15 protein-coding genes are annotated in these 16,573 nt (G+C 63.8%); 7 read left to right on the top strand and 8 right to left on the bottom strand.

Annotation, left to right across the window (positions count from 1 at the left end; translation table 11 throughout):
* Nucleotides 1-81: 81 nt before the first annotated feature.
* From hutU to FFS30_RS19185, 6 genes are all read right to left on the bottom strand, one after another.
* Nucleotides 82-1,752 (bottom strand): urocanate hydratase, encoded by a 1,671-nt coding sequence (hutU, locus tag FFS30_RS19210; RefSeq protein ID WP_137914804.1) that lies wholly within the window; start codon nt 1,750-1,752, stop codon nt 82-84.
* A 148-nt stretch (nt 1,753-1,900) separates the two neighbouring features.
* Nucleotides 1,901-3,292: a S41 family peptidase gene (locus FFS30_RS19205; RefSeq protein WP_137914803.1), complete on the bottom strand. Its 1,392-nt coding sequence runs from the start codon at nt 3,290-3,292 to the stop codon at nt 1,901-1,903.
* A gap of 70 nt (nt 3,293-3,362) precedes the next feature.
* Entirely contained in the window at nt 3,363-3,998 is a 636-nt protein-coding gene (locus FFS30_RS19200) for a methyltransferase domain-containing protein (protein ID WP_212742522.1), read from the bottom strand.
* Between the two features lie 206 nt (nt 3,999-4,204).
* Nucleotides 4,205-4,636, bottom strand: a complete 432-nt coding sequence (locus FFS30_RS19195) for a hypothetical protein (protein ID WP_212742521.1) — start codon at nt 4,634-4,636, stop codon at nt 4,205-4,207.
* Nucleotides 4,637-4,781: 145 nt separating this feature from the next.
* On the bottom strand, nt 4,782-6,956 hold the full coding sequence (gene rlmKL, locus FFS30_RS19190) for a bifunctional 23S rRNA (guanine(2069)-N(7))-methyltransferase RlmK/23S rRNA (guanine(2445)-N(2))-methyltransferase RlmL (RefSeq protein ID WP_137914802.1): 2,175 nt from the start codon (nt 6,954-6,956) through the stop codon (nt 4,782-4,784).
* A complete protein-coding gene (locus FFS30_RS19185; protein ID WP_137914801.1) occupies nt 6,953-7,465 on the bottom strand; it encodes an alpha/beta hydrolase in 513 nt (170 codons plus the stop codon). Before FFS30_RS19185 ends, rlmKL begins: the two co-directional genes overlap by 4 nt.
* 56 nt (nt 7,466-7,521) lie before the next feature.
* Here FFS30_RS19185 and FFS30_RS19180 point away from each other — a divergent pair, with 56 nt between their 5' ends.
* From FFS30_RS19180 to FFS30_RS19160, 5 genes are all read left to right on the top strand, one after another.
* Nucleotides 7,522-8,103: an N-acetylmuramoyl-L-alanine amidase gene (locus FFS30_RS19180; RefSeq protein WP_137914800.1), complete on the top strand. Its 582-nt coding sequence runs from the start codon at nt 7,522-7,524 to the stop codon at nt 8,101-8,103.
* A gap of 981 nt (nt 8,104-9,084) precedes the next feature.
* The gene (tesB, locus tag FFS30_RS19175; protein ID WP_137914799.1) at nt 9,085-9,957 is read left to right on the top strand and encodes an acyl-CoA thioesterase II; all 873 of its coding nucleotides are present in this window, start codon (nt 9,085-9,087) and stop codon (nt 9,955-9,957) included.
* A gap of 76 nt (nt 9,958-10,033) precedes the next feature.
* Complete coding sequence (locus FFS30_RS19170; RefSeq protein WP_137914798.1) at nt 10,034-10,429, top strand: DUF2007 domain-containing protein; 396 nt, start codon at nt 10,034-10,036, stop codon at nt 10,427-10,429.
* A gap of 101 nt (nt 10,430-10,530) precedes the next feature.
* On the top strand, nt 10,531-11,208 hold the full coding sequence (locus FFS30_RS19165) for an HAD family hydrolase (RefSeq protein WP_137914797.1): 678 nt from the start codon (nt 10,531-10,533) through the stop codon (nt 11,206-11,208).
* A gap of 258 nt (nt 11,209-11,466) precedes the next feature.
* Nucleotides 11,467-12,174 (top strand): arginyltransferase, encoded by a 708-nt coding sequence (locus FFS30_RS19160; RefSeq protein ID WP_137914796.1) that lies wholly within the window; start codon nt 11,467-11,469, stop codon nt 12,172-12,174.
* A gap of 113 nt (nt 12,175-12,287) precedes the next feature.
* On the opposite strand, the gene FFS30_RS19155 is transcribed toward FFS30_RS19160, so the two are convergent.
* Entirely contained in the window at nt 12,288-12,626 is a 339-nt protein-coding gene (locus FFS30_RS19155; RefSeq protein WP_137914795.1) for a hypothetical protein, read from the bottom strand.
* Between the two features lie 101 nt (nt 12,627-12,727).
* On the opposite strand from FFS30_RS19155, the gene FFS30_RS19150 reads away from it, so the two are divergent.
* Nucleotides 12,728-14,176, top strand: a complete 1,449-nt coding sequence (locus tag FFS30_RS19150) for a transglutaminase-like domain-containing protein (RefSeq protein ID WP_171014738.1) — start codon at nt 12,728-12,730, stop codon at nt 14,174-14,176.
* A 6-nt stretch (nt 14,177-14,182) separates the two neighbouring features.
* Here the strand turns inward: FFS30_RS19150 and FFS30_RS19145 are convergent, their stop codons facing one another.
* Nucleotides 14,183-15,385 carry an MFS transporter gene (locus FFS30_RS19145; RefSeq protein WP_137914793.1) on the bottom strand — a complete coding sequence of 401 codons (1,203 nt, stop codon included), beginning with the start codon at nt 15,383-15,385 and terminating at the stop codon, nt 14,183-14,185.
* Between the two features lie 309 nt (nt 15,386-15,694).
* Here FFS30_RS19145 and FFS30_RS19140 point away from each other — a divergent pair, with 309 nt between their 5' ends.
* A complete protein-coding gene (locus FFS30_RS19140) occupies nt 15,695-16,561 on the top strand; it encodes an SPFH domain-containing protein (protein WP_137914792.1) in 867 nt (288 codons plus the stop codon).
* Nucleotides 16,562-16,573 lie beyond the last annotated feature (12 nt).

The raw sequence follows: 16,573 nt of genomic DNA, 5'->3' as shown, positions 1-16,573 counted from the left end.
ATATGCCGGTGTTGGAACTTGCGGGTCAGATCGAGCAGAGTGAAAGCCAGCACGCCGTCGATCAGGCACGATTCGCCCGAATCAACTCATGGGCAACTTCAGGCCTTGTTCCTTGGCGCAAGCCTGCGCGATCTCATAGCCCGCATCGGCATGCCGCATCACGCCTGTGCCCGGATCGTTCCAGAGCACGCGCGCGATGCGCTTGTCCGCGGCTTCGCTGCCATCGCAAACGATGACTACGCCGCTGTGCTGGCTGTAGCCCATACCGACGCCGCCGCCGTGGTGGAACGAAACCCAGGTCGCTCCGCCCGCCGTGTTGAGCAGCGCATTGAGGATCGGCCAGTCGCTGACCGCGTCGGAGCCGTCCTTCATCGCTTCGGTTTCGCGGTTCGGGCTTGCGACCGAACCGGAATCGAGGTGGTCGCGGCCGATCACGATCGGCGCCTTGAGTTCGCCTTTACGCACCATCTCGTTGAACGCGAGGCCGAGACGGTGGCGCTGGCCGAGGCCGACCCAGCAGATGCGTGCCGGCAGGCCCTGGAAGTCGATGCGCTTCTGGGCCATGTCGATCCAGTTGTGCAGATGCGGATCGTCGGGAATCAGCTCCTTCACCTTCGCATCGGTCTTGTAGATGTCCTCAGGATCGCCCGACAGCGCGACCCAGCGGAACGGCCCGACGCCGCGGCAGAACAGCGGGCGCACATAGGCCGGGACGAAACCGGGAAAATCGAACGCGTTCGCGCAGCCTTCGTCCTTGGCCATCTGACGGATGTTGTTGCCGTAGTCGACCGTCGGGATGCCCTGCGCGTGGAACGCGAGCATCGCTTCGACGTGTACGCGCATCGACTTCTTCGCCGCGTCGCGCACGCCGTTCGGGTCTGTTGCGCGCCGCTCGATCCACTGCTCGACGCTCCAGCCGATCGGCAGATAGCCGTTGACCGGATCGTGCGCGCTGGTCTGATCGGTGACCGCGTCGGGCTTGACGCCGCGCTTGACCAGCTCGGGCAGGATTTCGGCCGCATTGCCGAGCAGCGCGATCGATTTCGCCTCGCCCGACTTTGTATACTTTTCGATGCGCGCGAGTGCGTCATCGATATCGTGCGCCTGCTCGTCGACGTAGCGCGTCTTGAGGCGGAAATCGATGCGGCTCTGCTGGCATTCGACGTTGAGCGAACAGGCGCCGGCCAGGCTCGCGGCGAGCGGCTGCGCGCCGCCCATGCCGCCGAGGCCCGCGGTCAGTATCCAACGCCCTTTGAGCGAACCGCCGTAGTGCTGACGACCGAGCTCGACGAAGGTTTCGTAAGTGCCCTGGACGATGCCCTGCGAACCGATGTAGATCCACGAGCCGGCCGTCATCTGGCCGTACATCATCAGACCCTTTTTATCGAGTTCGTTGAAATGCTCCCAGGTCGCCCAGTGCGGCACGAGGTTGGAGTTCGCGAGCAATACGCGCGGCGCGTCGGCATGGCTCGGGAACACGCCGACCGGCTTGCCCGACTGGATCAGCAAGGTTTCGTCGTCGTTCAATTCGCGCAGCGAACGCAGGATCGCGTCGAAGCATTCCCAGTTGCGCGCGGCGCGGCCGATGCCGCCGTAGACGACGAGTTCGTGCGGATTTTCCGCCACCTGCGGATCCAAATTGTTCTGGATCATGCGGAATGCGGCTTCGGTCAGCCAGCTTTTGCACGTAAGGATGTTTCCGCGCGGCGCGCGGATCGTGCGCGCGGTGTCGATGCGGGTGGGAGCGTTCATGGCAGGCCTCGTCTCGGTGCAGAGGCGGCCATTCTAAATCGGATCGGCGGAGAGGCGCGATTCGCCCCGTCGCGACTCGTACAGCAAACAAGCGGGTATAACGTAAATCCGCGCCTTTCGCGCAGCGCGCCTGAAAAGCACCCCGATTTCAGCGTTTGCAGCTCGGCGAACGCACAAGCCATGCCGCAGCGGCAGCCAGCGTTTCGTCCGCGCCGCCCTGCTTGGCTGGCGCGACGGTCTCATCCGGTTCGATCTTGCCGCCGTAGACGTGGCCGTCGCGATCCATATCGACGACTGTGGTCAGCGCGAGCATGCTGCCGTCTCCCAGAGAAAAGGTCCGATTGCCGGTGCTCAGACCGGCGGTCGCCGCGCCGAACGAGCGCGTATTGGGCCGGCCGCGGAATGCAACGGCCACGACTTCGCCGGAGCTGGCCGTCTGCGGCCCGGTCAGCACGGCGATCGGCGCCGATTGCAGATCCGGCCCGACGCGCGGCGATGCGGCTGGCCCGTTCACGGCGGTGAACGGAGTCGACTCGCCGTTCGCGTGGCGGAAACTGCCTAGCGGTTTTGGACCGAGCAAGGGTCGCAGCGATCCGAGCATCGGATACATGTTGCCGCCGACGTTTCTGCGCAGATCGACGATCCAGCCGCAGTGCGCCTGCGGGGCGATCTTGCCGATGGCATCGACGATACCGCCGACGAATTCGGCCTGCGCCTTCGCCTCCACACCCGAGTAACCCGGCATCTCGATGTAGCCGATATTGTCCGGCTTCAATTCGACAATCGGCATCGAACTCGGCGCTCCACCCTCGGCGAACCGACGCGATGCCTGCGGTTCGAGCAGCATGCTGTGATGATCGCCGAGTTTCGCGAGCAGCGCGCGAATCGCCGGATAAACGTCTTTCGAGGTCTTCGCGTTCTTCGCCATTGCGCGGATTTCGGGCTCGGCTTGTGGCCAGTCGACGTCGCGGGCATGCAAAGCGTGTTCACGCACGGTGCGGATGGCCGCATCGAGGACGAGGTCCGGCGCCACCTGGGCAGTCGGTTCGGGTTTCATCGCAGTAAGGCGCAGCTTATGCGCGACGACTTCGCCGTTGCCGCTCAGCAACGTGCCGAAGACCAGCACCGTCGCCTGCTCGGGAACGTCGATCTGCACTTGGCGATGCACATTCAACACGGTTCCGAACACCGGCTCCCGCTGTGAATTGGCAAACGCCAGCTTTCCGTCGGCGCCGTCCGCACGCAGCCAGATGCCGGCGCCCTGCTGCGCATCGCGCGTGTCGAGATCGGCAGAAAGCGCGATGGTCTTGTTTCGGTAAGGCGAGGCATCGAGGCGCGCGAGCGAAGCGCCGAATTTTTCCGGCTCGCCATTGCCGGATCGCAGCGTCACGGTCGCCCCTTGCTCGCCTGCGGCGTCGCCCGTTCCCTGTACTTGATAACTGCGACCGCTACCGATGACCCATTGCGATTGTGCAATCGCAGTTGCCGCGATGCTCATTGCACCAAGCACCGCCAAAGCCAGCACGCATATACGGTTCATGCCGCCCCTCCGCTTGCCGATGCCGCGGACTATGCGGGCCGCGGCGAAAACGGAGTCTGAACCGGACGCCTCAGCTTCTGACGGCGTGCATCTGCTCCGAACGATTGCGCGAAAACACGAACACCGACGCCGGCGGAATATTGCGCCAGGCGAAGCCTCCGCGGCGAACCGAGAGGCCGAGTTCGTCGAGCAGCTCGCGCGCGAGCGGCGGCTTCGGCGAATAGGTGAACTGGATGAAGGAGCCGCCCGGCCTGAGCACGTCGAACGCAGAGCGCATGATCGAACGCTGCAGATCGCGCGACATATTGAGCAGGCCAAGGCCGCTGACGACCGCATCGACTTCGCCGGCGCGGGCGAAGCCCTTTTCCGCGGCGATCTTGGTCAGCTCGCAGGCGTCGCCGCAAACGACTTGCGCATTCGGGAAGCGGCCGCGCAGATGCTCGTAGAGTTCGGAATTCAATTCGACGACCAGCAACTGCTCCGGCGCGATGCCTTCATCGATCAGTGCGCGCGTGAATACGCCGGTACCGGCGCCGAGTTCGATCACGCGCTTCGTGCCGTCCGGCAACTCCGCCGTCATCAGCCCGGCCAACTGCGTACCCGAAGGCGCGAGCGCGGCGATGCTGAGGGGGTTCTTCAGCCATTGGCGGAAAAACAGCCAGGCTTGCGAACCCGTGGTGGGCGGCGTCGGTTGCGGTTGAGTCACTGGGTATCCGTATCGAAAGAATAGTCGGCATCATAATGTGACGGATTGAAGACGGCCAGCCTGCCGAAAGTTGGCCTGCCCCGGCTTTTCATCCCGCACCGCTCGGGATGCACCGAATATTCGCGCAAATAAAAGCCCCGCTGCCGAAGCAGCGGGGCCGCAGACCGACGCTCAAACTTGGGGGAAGGCAGGCGCCGGGTAACCCGTCAACGGTGGTAGTAGCCGCCGCGATCATAGTAACCGCCGCGCCCGGCGTCGCGACCGCGGTAGTAGCCGCGCTCATAACCGTGGTTGTACCCACGGTAGTAGCCGCGATTGTAGCCACCGCCGTAATAGCCGCTGCGATAGACGACCGGCGCGCTGTAGTAACTCGGATATGCCGGGTAGTACACCGGCGCCGGCGCATAGTAGGTCTGCCCGTAATAGGCCGGTGAATAGTAACCACCGCCGTAGCCACCGTAGTAACCGCCACCGACGCCAACGTAGGTGTGATGCGAACCAACGCCGATCGACAGGCCCGGCACGCTGATGCCGAGGCTGAAGTGATCGCGCGCCGAAGCCACCGACGCGAATGCGAGCCCGGCCACGGCGACCAGGCCGAAAGCCATCGCACGAAAACCACGCTTGCTGAAGTTCATGATGCTGCTCCGATTAGTACAAGAGCGACCGATTGGCCGCAGGTGCATGCTGCGGTTTTTCGGCTGAATCGACTCTGAAAAATCGACGCATTTCCCTGAACCGTTCAGCCTAGATCGGGCCCGCTCGACACCAAACTGAACAGCGTTATTTCTTCGTCAATTCCCAGGCTTTGTGGATGCGCGAATTGCGCTCGAAATCGAACGGGATCGTGCCCGCGCTGATGTCGCGGATGGCAAAGGCGCCGAGCGCCGCCTCGTCAAGTTTGAAGCGGCGGTAATTGTTCGAAAACAAGACCGTGCCGCCGGGCAGCAGACGCTCGGCGCAAAGCTGGAGCAGGCGCGCATGGTCGCGCTGCACGTCGAAATCGTCCGCGCTCTTCGAGTTCGAGAACGTCGGCGGGTCGACGAAGATCAAGTCGTACATCGCCGAATGATTCTGCAGATAACCAAGCGCATCGGCGCGCACCAGCCTATGCTGCTGATTGGCGAAACCATTGAGGGCGAAATTACGCGTCGCCCATTCCAAATACGTCTGCGACAGATCGACGCTGGTCGTCTCCATCGCGCCGCCCGCCGCCGCGTACACGCTGACGCTGCCGGTGTAGCAGAACAGATTGAGGAAACGCTTGCCGCGGGCAAGTTCGCGCACGCGTGCGCGCAACGGGCGGTGGTCGAGAAACAATCCGGTATCGAGGTAGTCCCAGAGATTGACGAGAAAACGCAGCCCGCCCTCGCCGACTTCGAAAAATTCTCCGCGGTGGTCGAGGTTGCCGTACTTCTCGCCGCCCTTGCCGCGGCGGCGCTGCTTCAGCGCGACGCGGTCGCGCGGTACGCCGAGCGCCTCACCCGCGGCGCGCACGAGTTCGCGCAGGCGCGTCCGCGCGAGATTCTCATCGACGCTCGCCGGCGCGGCGTATTCCTGTATATGCAGCCAATCCTGCGGTGCGCCGCCGTTGCGCGGATGCTCGCGATACAGATCGATCGCCGCCGCGTACTCGGGCAGGTCGGCATCGTAGACGCGCCAGCACTCGATGCCTTCGCGCGCGGCGGTCTTGCGCAGATGCCGGTAATTTTTCTCGATGCGGTTCTTCGCCATCTGCGCGCCTGCCGACAGCGGCTTCGGCTCGGGCTTCGGTGCATCGGCGGCGGCGATGTCGAAGTTGAGAAAGACGCATTCAAGCGCGCCGTTGTAGAGCTTGTACTTCTTGTCCGCGCGCAGGCCGATCGCGCGCGCGAGATTCTCGTCGGACGTGATCACGCCCGCGCGCCAGCCCGGAAACTCGGCTTTCAGCTTCGTGCCGAGCAGGCGGTACAGATCGACAAGGCCCGCGTCCGACCCCATGCGCTCGCCGTAGGGCGGATTGCAGATCACCAAGCCCGGCATCGGCAATTCCTGCGGCCGACGCAAATGTTCGAGCATCTGCTTGCCGAGATGGATGAATCCCGACATCTGCGCGTATTGCGCGTTGTGCACGGCCTCGCGCAGCACGTTGGCGTCGCGATCGAAGCCGAAGAAGGCCGGCCGCAGCGCCTGCGCGCCACTGCGCGCACGCACCTGCGCTTCGTCATGCAGCGTTTTCCACAGTGCAGCATCGTGGCCGCGCCAGCCGAAGAAACCGAAATAGTCGCGACGCAGTCCGGGCGCGATGTCCGCGGCCATCAGCGCGGCTTCGACCAGGAGCGTGCCCGAACCGCACATAGGATCGACCAGACCGCCGCCGCCGGCATACACCGCCGGCCATCCGGCACGCAGCAGCATGCCCGCGGCGAGATTTTCCTTAAGCGGCGCCACGCCTTTACCGAGGCGATAGCCGCGCTGGTGCAACGGCGTGCCGGCCAGATCGATGCTGAGGATCGCCTGACCTTTGCGCAGCACCAGATTGATTCGCACCGACGGCTGCTCGGTATCGACGCTCGGACGCTCGCCGCCGCGCTCGCGGAACTGATCGACGATCGCATCCTTGACGCGCAGCGCGGCGAACTGAGTGTGGGTCAGGCCATTCGTGCTGCCGACCGCATCGACCGCAAACGTCGCGTCGCTGCCGAAATGCTCGTTCCAATCGACGGTAAGCGCGCCCTGATAAAGCGCGTCGCCGTCGGCGACGGCAAACTCCGTGATCGGCATCAATACGCGGCTGGCCAGGCGCGACCACAAACAGGCGCGATAACCGTGTTCGAGTCCGCCGCTGAAATGCACGCCGGCCAAGGCTTCGCGCGCATCGTCGGCGCCGAGCGCCTTCAACTCGTCGACGAGCAGATATTCGAGGCCCTTCGGACATGTCGCGAAGAACTTGCGTGCGCCGGGATTCTCCGCGTTCAAGCGAACTGCCCCAGAAACAGGCGGAATTGTTCGGCGATGAAATCGACGTGATTGCTCAGGCGATGGTCGTCGTGCAGCAGCGTGATCGCATCGCCGCGGCCGCGCGCAAACGCGATGGCGGCATCGACCGGACACAGCTCGTCTTCCCAGCCGTGCATCAGCGCGGTCGGCACGCGCGCGGCCTCGAAGGTGCGTGCATAGCCGGGAATCGCCAGCGGCAGCGCGATCAGAAACAGGCCGATGCAGTTCAGCCCGGTTGAAGCGAGCGCCGAGGAAAACGCGCCCATACTCGATCCGGCGAGCACGACCGGCGCATCCGCCGGCGCGTGCGACTTGAGCCGGGCGATGCGTTCGTCGATCCGGCCAACGTCGCGGTGAACGTCGAGATCGCGATAATCGGGGCGCACACTGCGGAAGCCGAGCGGTTCGGCGATCTTAGCGAGCGCCGTCACCTTGGTCGCCTCGGGGCCGCTTTCGAGGCCGTGCGAAAGTATCAGGAAGGGTTTCATGTGCCGATTATCGCATGCCGCTGGCAGGCCTCCCGCACGCGTGCGAGACTGCGCGCATGCCCATCGCCGCCCCACCTCCCGATCTCGTCGTCCACGATTGGCCGCTGCCCTACGCGGCCCAGCTCAATCATCGCGAGCTCTCGGCAATCGATCTCGTCGTCATCCACTGCACCGAATTGCCTGACATGAATATGACGCGCGAATTCGGCGAGCGCGTGCATTACCCCGAAAAAGGCACCGGCAACAGCGGTCACTACTACATCACCGAAGCCGGCGCGGTATACCGCTTCGTCGCGCCCGACCATGTCGCCAACCACACCAAAGGCTGGAACACGCGCTCGATCGGTATCGAGATGTTCAATGTCGGCCGCTATCCGCATTGGGGCGACAGCCGGCACCAAGCATTTACCGTGCCGTATACGAAGGAGCAGATCCAATCCCTGCTCGCGCTGCTGCAGAAACTCCGTCACGACATTCCGAGCCTGCGCTATGTCGCCGGCCACGAAGACCTCGACACGCGCCTCGAACCGGCGAGCGACGATCCGAAAATCATGTTGCGGCGACGGCAGGATCCAGGGCCGCTGTTTCCGTGGAACGAAATTGTGCCTGCGGCGGGGCTTGCTCGCCTTCGGCCGTAAGGGCGCGATTCGTCGCGCCGCTCTCGCTTCCTTCGCTCGTCATCCCCGCATGCTCTTGGCGGGGATCCAGCGACTTTGCTTTTGGCTCTATGGGTTTTAGGAGCAAAGGCTTCCACTCGTCCTGCGGACGAGCGGGTCACTTTCTTGTCTACAGCGACAAGAAAGTAACCAAAGAAACGCCGCCCCGGGAGCCGCGCTCGCAGCTCCGCTGCGAGTTCGCGAGGTCATGCCGGGGTTCGCTCGATGGACATCCTGTCCATTCGCGAACTCGCGCGCATCCTGCGCGCGACCTTTCAGGCTTATCCGTCACGCCCTCGTCGCGGCTGACGGGGACCCGAGATCAAAAGACAGATCAAAAGCCGCCGCCCGCGAAGGTCGTTCTTGCTTCGGCGCGCACGATGCGCGCTGCTCTGCTTCTCCGGGTCCCCATTACATTGCGGCGGCAGTGGACGATAAGGCCCGCAGGGTGCGCGCGAGGATCGCGCGCATTCCGCTATTGCACACGGATGTGCAATTAGCGGAACCCGGCCGATGTCGCTGACCCGGAGCGCAGGATGCGCGCAGGGCGCAATGTCCTGGGGCGGCGTCTTTTGGTTACTTTTCTTCGCTGCTGAAGAAAAGTGACCCGCTCGCCCGCAGGACGAGCGGAAGCCTTTGCTCTCAAACGAAAGCAAAAAAGCAAAGTCGCTGGATCCCCGCTAAGAGCATGCGGGGATGACGAGCAAAAGCGAAAGCTGGATTCCCGCTTTCGCGGGAATGACGAGCAAAAAACGACAACCACCCTAGCCCATGTGGAAATGACGAGCTAAAGGCGTAAGCCCAACCGCACCCCCTGTGCTGCTAAAAGCCCAGCTTCCACGGAAATGACAAGCGAGCACACTCGACTGCCAAGAACATCCCCACCGCAAGACGAAGCAAAGTCGAAGACGCGAAACCACACCTCTACGTTAGAATGTGCGTTCGCAACAGAGCGGAGTCCGCATGACTAACCCCGTCGTCGCCGAACTGGTCGAGTTGCTCGGCCTCGAGCGTCTCGAAGACAACCTGTTCCGCGGCCAGAGCCGCGACATCGGTACACGTTACGTGTTCGGCGGCCAAGTGCTAGGCCAGGCGCTGTCGGCTGCGCAGCAGACGGTGGAAGATCACCGCGGCGCGCATTCGCTGCACGCCTACTTTCTGCGCGCAGGCGACATCGCCGCGCCGATCGTCTACAACGTCGAGCGTACGCGCGACGGGCGCAGTTTCTCTACGCGCCGCGTGATCGCGATCCAGCATGGCGAGCAGATTTTCAACTGTACGGTTTCGTTCCAGATCGACGAACCGGGTTTCGAGCACCAGACCGCGATGCCCGACGTACCGCTGGCCGACGTGCTGCCGTCGCGCAAAGCGCTGTCGCCGCAGGAACTGGAAAAATTGCCGGTCAAGCTGCAACGCTGGCTCGGCAGCCGTGGACCGTTCGAGCTACGCTATGTCGAACCGCGCGACGACTTCAATCCGGGCAAGCTGCCGCCGAAGCAGCACATCTGGTTTCGCTTGATCGATCGCATCGGCGACTCACCGGCCTTGCATCGTGCGATGCTCGCCTACGCCTCGGACTTCAACTTGATCGGCACGGCGATGCTGCCGCACGGAATTTCCTGGCTCAACGGCAACGTGCATCTGGCGAGCCTCGATCATGCGATGTGGTTCCACCGTCCGTTTCGCGCCGACGACTGGCTGCTCTACGCGCTCGACAGCCCGACCGCGCAGGGCGCGCGCGGCCTCGCACGCGGGCAGATTTTTTCCGCCGACGGCCGCCTTGTTGCCTCGGCCGCTCAGGAAGGCATGATGCGGCTGGTCGAGGACAAGAAGTAGCCGAGCGATCCTCGCCGATCGTCGAGATCGGCAAACCGTCATCCTCTTCGCACTTTTCGAGCAAACACCGAGCACTATGAGGCAGATTTACACTTCCGCCCGCAACGAAAACGTCGACCGCGTCGTCGCGCTGCTGCGCGATGCCGGCATCGAAACCTCGGTGACGAATCGCAGCAACTACGCCGGCCACGACTACAAGGGCCCGAGCTACGCGACGAAACCCAATCGCGAGGGCTGGGCGCAGGTCTGGGTCGTACATTCAGAAGATCAGGCGCGCGCGCGCGCGATGCTGCGCGAAATCGGCATCGAGCCGCCGACGCGCTACGCCGAAGAACTCGAACAGTCGCGCAACAAGGAGCGTACGCCGACCGAGCGCCGTTCGCGCTTCGTTTGGAACATCCGCACCGTGCTGCTTATCGCCATCGGCCTGCTCTTGATGTTGAACTGGCTCGGCATCATCAAGATATTCTAGCGACGGGACATTTCCGCAATCGGGTGTCTTCGCGATCATCCAACCGCGAGGATCGCAACACAGCCGCCGTCGACCGCATTCTTCCATCGGGCTCAATCATCATGTCGCGCACCAAGACCGCGTTCCTCTTCGACCTCGACGGCACCCTGATCGACAGCGTGTACCAGCACGTGCTCGCCTGGAAGACCTCGCTCGACGCCGAAGGCATCCAGATTCCCGTGTGGAGCATTCATCGCAAGATCGGCATGTCGGGCGGTCTGTTCACCAATATCCTGCTGCGCGAGACCGGACTCGACGCCACGCCGGAACGCTTCGACCGCCTGCGCCGCAATCACGCCGCGGCTTACAAGGAGTTGTCGAGCAGCGTGCGTCCGTTGCCCGGCGCGCGGGAATTGCTCGACTACCTCACCGAGCAGGGCAACCCCTGGGCGATCGCAACGAGTGGACGCATGGAAACCGCTGGGCACAATCTCGCCTCTCTCGGCATCGATCCAGCCAAGGTGCCCGTGGTCACGCGCGACCAGGTCAAATACGCCAAGCCCGACCCGGATCTGTTTCTCACCGCGGCCGAACGCCTCGGCGTCGACATCCGCGACTCGCTCATTCTCGGCGACAGCATCTGGGACATGATCGCGGCCAAGCGCGCGCGCGGCCTCGGCGTGGGCCTGCTTTCCGGCGGCTACGGTGAAGACGAACTCAGTAAGGCCGGCGCATTTCGTGTTTACGCCGATCCGGCCGACTTGCTTCTGCATATCGACGAGGTTGCGGCGCGGGCCTGATCGATTCGAGCCGGGACGCCCGGAGCGGAAGCCGTCGCTGAAAAGTGCGGCTGAGCATGGCCGCTCCCGAGGCTCGCGATCACAGAAGAAAGCGCGCAACAGCGTGATCGCGAACTGTTTCAAACGTGCGAACCCATTGCGCACCAGGACCGGGCAGCGCCCGATCGAGCGCGAGGCGCTTGATCTGCGATAGCCGCCGGTAATCTGCGGACCTTCTGGACTTGTTCAGAATCCCCGCAGATCGCATAAAATAAGCCCATGAAGTCCGAAACCGTCCGCTTGTTTCAGACCCTGCCGCATCCTTGCGGCTACTTCGCCGAGCGGACGGCGCAGAATCTCGTCATCGATCCTTCGGCGCCGCATCTGCCGCGCATGTACGCGCACGCGCTGACGCGCGGCTACCGTCGCGCCGGCGGCCATGTCTACCATCCGCAGTGTCCGCAATGCCGCGCCTGCGTGCCGGCGCGCATTCCGGTCGCGCAATTCAGTCCCGATCGCAGCCAGCGCCGCAACCTCAAGCGCAACGCCGACCTGGAATTGAGCGTGGTGCCCGCGCGTTACAGCCACGAATATTTTTCTCTGTACCGGCGCTATCTCGACGCGCGCCACGCGGGCGGCGGCATGGACAATCCCGATCCGCAGGACTTCACGCGCTTTCTCTACACCGCGTGGAGTCCGACGTCGTTTATCGAACTGCGCGATGCTGCCGGAGAACTGCTCGCCGTCGCGGTCACCGACATCACTACGACCGGCCTGTCCGCGGTCTACACGTTTTACGATCCTGCCCACGAAGCGCGCGGCATCGGCACGCATGCGATCCTGCGCCAGGTCGAGATCGCGCGCGAACGCGGGCTTCCGCACGTCTATCTCGGCTACTGGATCGAAGGCCACGCGAAGATGGATTACAAAGCGCGATTCCGCCCGCTGGAGCTGCTGACGGCGGAGGGCTGGAAAGTTTTGTCGTAAGGCTGCGGCGTTCGCGCGCCTCGCGCGAACACGCTCATCCGTTTCGCGCGGCGTTCTTTCTCTTTGCGATGCAGGAAAGCAGCGCGTGATAAATCGCGCTCCCAACGCGAATTCTATGTCTGCGCTGCAGGCGCCACGACCGGAGCGGGAGCGGGAGCGGGTGCCGCCACCGCCTTTTCGCGCACACCGAAACCGAAGCCGTGCTCGCTGTGCAGCGACACGACGAGTTTGATGAAGGCATGCGGCACCAGCAGTTCCGCTTCGACCGCACGGCCATCGGCGCTGCGCCCCTGCACGGTCAGGGTGAAGAACGGGCCGGCCGGATCGACCTCCGAACAGACGATATGCGGTCCAACCGCGGGCACGTCGGTCAGATACGGCTTGATCACCGGCCCAAGCGTTTCGATCGCCTGCGGAAATAGAAACACGGCGAAGCTGGTCGTATCGTTCATGCGGATTCCGGTCATTGCGATTCGTCCGCAGTATAGCGAAAGGGCGACGCACCAATATCGGGTCTAGTATGCTGCGCCTTCCCCGATCTCCGCGAACATCCATGCTGCATCGCCTCTTCGCTCTCCTCCTGCTTTCGCTCGCCTCCGTCGCCCAAGCGGCTCCGCCCGACGAAACCTGGATGAGCGTCCTGCTCGACGGCCGCAAGATCGGCCACATGCACACAACGCGCACCGTCGCCGGCGCCAGCGTGCGCACCGTGCAGACGATGCAGATCGAGATCGAACGTTCCGGCCTCAAGGTCGGCATGAGCACGAGCGAGACCGACGAGGAAACGTCCGACGGCAAACCGCTGCGCTTCGAGTCGCGCACAAAAATCTCCGGCATCGAAAGCGTGCAAACCGGCGTCATCCGCGCCGACGGCAAGCTCGAAGTGACGACCGAAGTCGGCGGCGCGAAGCAGACGCGCGTTATCGATTGGCCGCGCGGCGCGGTGCTCGCCGAAGGCCTGCGCCTCGCCGAAGAGAAGCACGGGCTCACGCCCGGCTCGCGCTACAAGACGCTCACGTTCCAGGCCGAGAATCTCGAAGCGGTCGAGGTCGACTCGCGCGTCGCCGATAAGCAGACGATCGAACTGCCCGACGGCAAGCACGAACTCGTGCGCATCGAACAGGTCATCGAACTCGGCGGCTCGCCGACGCGGACCGTGTCGTGGGTCGAGGCCGACTTCACGGTGCGCAAGCTGCTCGTGCCGATGATGGGCTACGAGCTGACCATGCTCGCATGCCCGCAGGCCTGCGCGACGGCGCCGAACCAGGCATCGGACATCCTCGTGCGCACCCTGCTCTCTTCGCCGCGCGCACTGAGCGCGGAAGAGCGCGCAAACGGCGTCAGCCTCGTCGTCAGCGCCACCGATGCGAGCGGCGAGCCGCTGCAGTTCGCCACGACCGACGAACAACAGGTTTCGAAGACCGGCGACAAGATCCAACTGCGCATCGCGCCGCTCGGCGCCGCGAACACGACGCCGGCGCGCGAAGCCAAGCCGACCTCCATCGACACACAGCCGAACGACTGGCTGCAAAGCGCAGCCCCCGAAGTCGTCAAACTCGCACACGACGGCGCGGGCGCAGTGAAGACGCCGGCCGCGCAGATGCAGAGCCTCGAAGACTTCGTGCGCAAATTCATCCGCAACAAAGACCTCAGCGTCGGCTACGCGTCGGCGCTCGAAGTCGCGAAGAACCCCGAAGGCGACTGCACCGAGCACGCCGTGCTGCTCGCCGCGCTCGGCCGCGTGCTCGGCATCCCGACGCGCGTCGTCGACGGCCTCGTCTACATCGACAGCTACGCCGGTAAATCCAACGTCTTCGTGCCGCACGCCTGGGCGCAGGCCTATGTCGACGGCCGCTGGCGCAGTTACGACGCCGCGCTGCAAGGTTTTGACGCAGGCCATATCGCGCTGTCGACAGGCAGCGGCGATCCGTGGCGGTTCTATGCCGGATTCAACACCCTCGGGCGCGTCCGCATCGATTCGATCGAGCCGCTGCGCCCCTGATCGGCATCAGGCCGGCACGCCGCGCGCACGCACCGGCGGCGGAAAGGCCAGCGCAATCGCCGCGGCGCCGAGGCCGACCATCGCCGATGCAATGAACAACCACGCGTAGCTGTCGTTGACGTCGTAGATCCAGCCGCCGACCAGCGGCCCCGCGGCCATGCCGAGGCTCGACAGCATGATCGCCGCACCGAATACCGTGCCGAGAATGCGCGGCCCGAAGTATTCGTGCGCGAGCACGGCGTAGAGCGGCATCACTCCGCCGTAAGTGCCGCCGAAAATCACCGCGAGCGCATAGAACTGATCGAGCCGGCTGGCGAAGAGATAGGCGGCGATCACCAGCGCTTGTATCGTCAACCCAGCGACCAACACCGGCTTGACCCCGAGCCGGTCGGCGAGCAGTCCGTACGCGAGCCGGCCGCCGAGTCCAGCCAATCCTTCAACGCTGTAGATGCTGACCGCGGCCATCGGCGCGATGCCGCAGGTCATCGCGTAGGTGACCATATGGAAGATCGGCCCAGAGTGCGCCATGCAGCAGGCGAAGAAGGTCAGGCCGAGCACGATGAACTGCGGCGAGCGCAGCGCGGCGAATATCGCGCTGCGCTGGTCCTGCCCGCCCGCGTCGTCAGTCGGTGCGGCGGCCGCAATGGCCGGCGCACGGCGCACCAGCAGGGTCGCCGGCAGCAGCAAAATCCAGGCGGCGATGCCGATCGTCAGCATTGCCGGGCGCCAACCGTGAGCGTCGATCAGCCAGCGCGCGAACGGCGACACCGTCATCGGCGCCACGCCGACACCGGCGGATACCAGGGCGACGGCGAGGCTGCGATGCGTGTCGAACCAGGCCATCGTGGTCGCGATCAGCGGCGCGAAGAACGTACTCGCGGCAACGCCGACAAGCACGCCGTAAGTCGCCTGAAACAACGGCAGTGACGTCGCCCGGCTCGCGAGCACAAGAGCGAGGCCGAGCAGCACCGCGCCGATCGTCACGACGATGCGCGCGCCGTAGCGGTCGCTCACCGCGCCCCAGACGAAACCGCCGAGGCCCATGACGAGAAAGTTCAGCGTCATCGCACTCGATATGCCCGCGCGCGACCACGCCGTCTCGGCCGCGATCGGTTCGAGAAACACCGCGAGCGAAAACATCGCGCCGAACGCGACGCAGGTCATCAGCGCGCCGGCGCCGACGATGACCCAACGATAGGAAGTGCTCATGCGTTTCTCCGGGAAAGAGCGGAAGCCGCCCCACTCTACAAACGTCCTGCATCCGAGCGGGAGCAACAAAGCCGTCGCGAAGATTCCGTCCCGACTCAACAATCAGACGACTCAGCGCGGCCCAATTCGACACGCGAGAGCTTCCAATCGTCGACGCCCAGTCTCTTTTTTACATTCAATAATCTCTTTTATTATTTGATTTTCATCAATTTTCTCCACTAACCAAAACCATTTTTCGATCGTCGTGAATACCTGTTGAATAATTGATATCTTTTTGATATCTTTTCCTCACCCACAGGAGAGACCACCATGAACGAGCGTTCCGTTTCCGCGCCATCCGGCATTCCCGCTTTGATCGGCTTGATCGTATTGCTGCTGGCCGATGTGGCCTGGCTGATCTATGGCGTTCAGGGCAAGAGCGTGTGGATCATCGTGGCCGCTATCCTGATCGCCTTCGCCCTGCTCATCTGTCTCTGCGGTTTCTTCACCGTGGCGCCGAACGAAGGCAAGGTGCTGCAATTCTTCGGCCGCTACGTCGGCACGGTGCGCGACCCAGGTCCGCGCTGGGCCAATCCGTTCTACTCGAAAACTAGCGTCTCGCTGCGCGTGCGCAACTTCGAATCGTCCAAACTCAAGGTCAACGATCTCGACGGCAATCCGATCGAGATCGCCGCGGTCGTCGTCTGGCAGGTGGTCGATACCGCCGAAGCGCTGTTCCAGGTCAACGACTACGAAGACTTCGTACACATCCAGAGCGAGTCCGCGCTGCGCCAGATGGCGCAGAGTTATCCGTACGATTCGCACGACTCGGGCGGCATCTCGCTGCGCAGCCACGGCAAGGAAGTCGCCGACCATCTGCAGAATGAAATCCAGGAACGCCTCGCCAGCGCCGGCGTCAAGGTGATCGAAGCGCGCATCACTCACCTCGCCTTCGCCCCCGAGATCGCTCAGGCGATGCTGCAGCGCCAGCAGGCCAGCGCGATCATCGCTGCGCGCACACGCATCGTTGAAGGCGCGGTGACGATGGTCGAGATGGCGCTCGACCAGTTGAAGTCGCGCGGCGTCGTGCAGCTCGACGAAGAACGCAAGGCGGCGATGGTGTCGAACCTGCTCGTCGTGCTCTGCGGCGAGCGCGGAACGCAGCCGATCGTCAATACCGGGACGCTATACAACTAAGCGGGGCGTGCC

Source organism: Rudaea sp. 3F27F6 (genome assembly GCF_005503555.1).
Lineage (GTDB): Bacteria > Pseudomonadota > Gammaproteobacteria > Xanthomonadales > Rhodanobacteraceae > Rudaea.
Note: the sequence above shows the minus strand (reverse complement) of the source record. Positions and strands in the feature narration are given on the sequence as shown.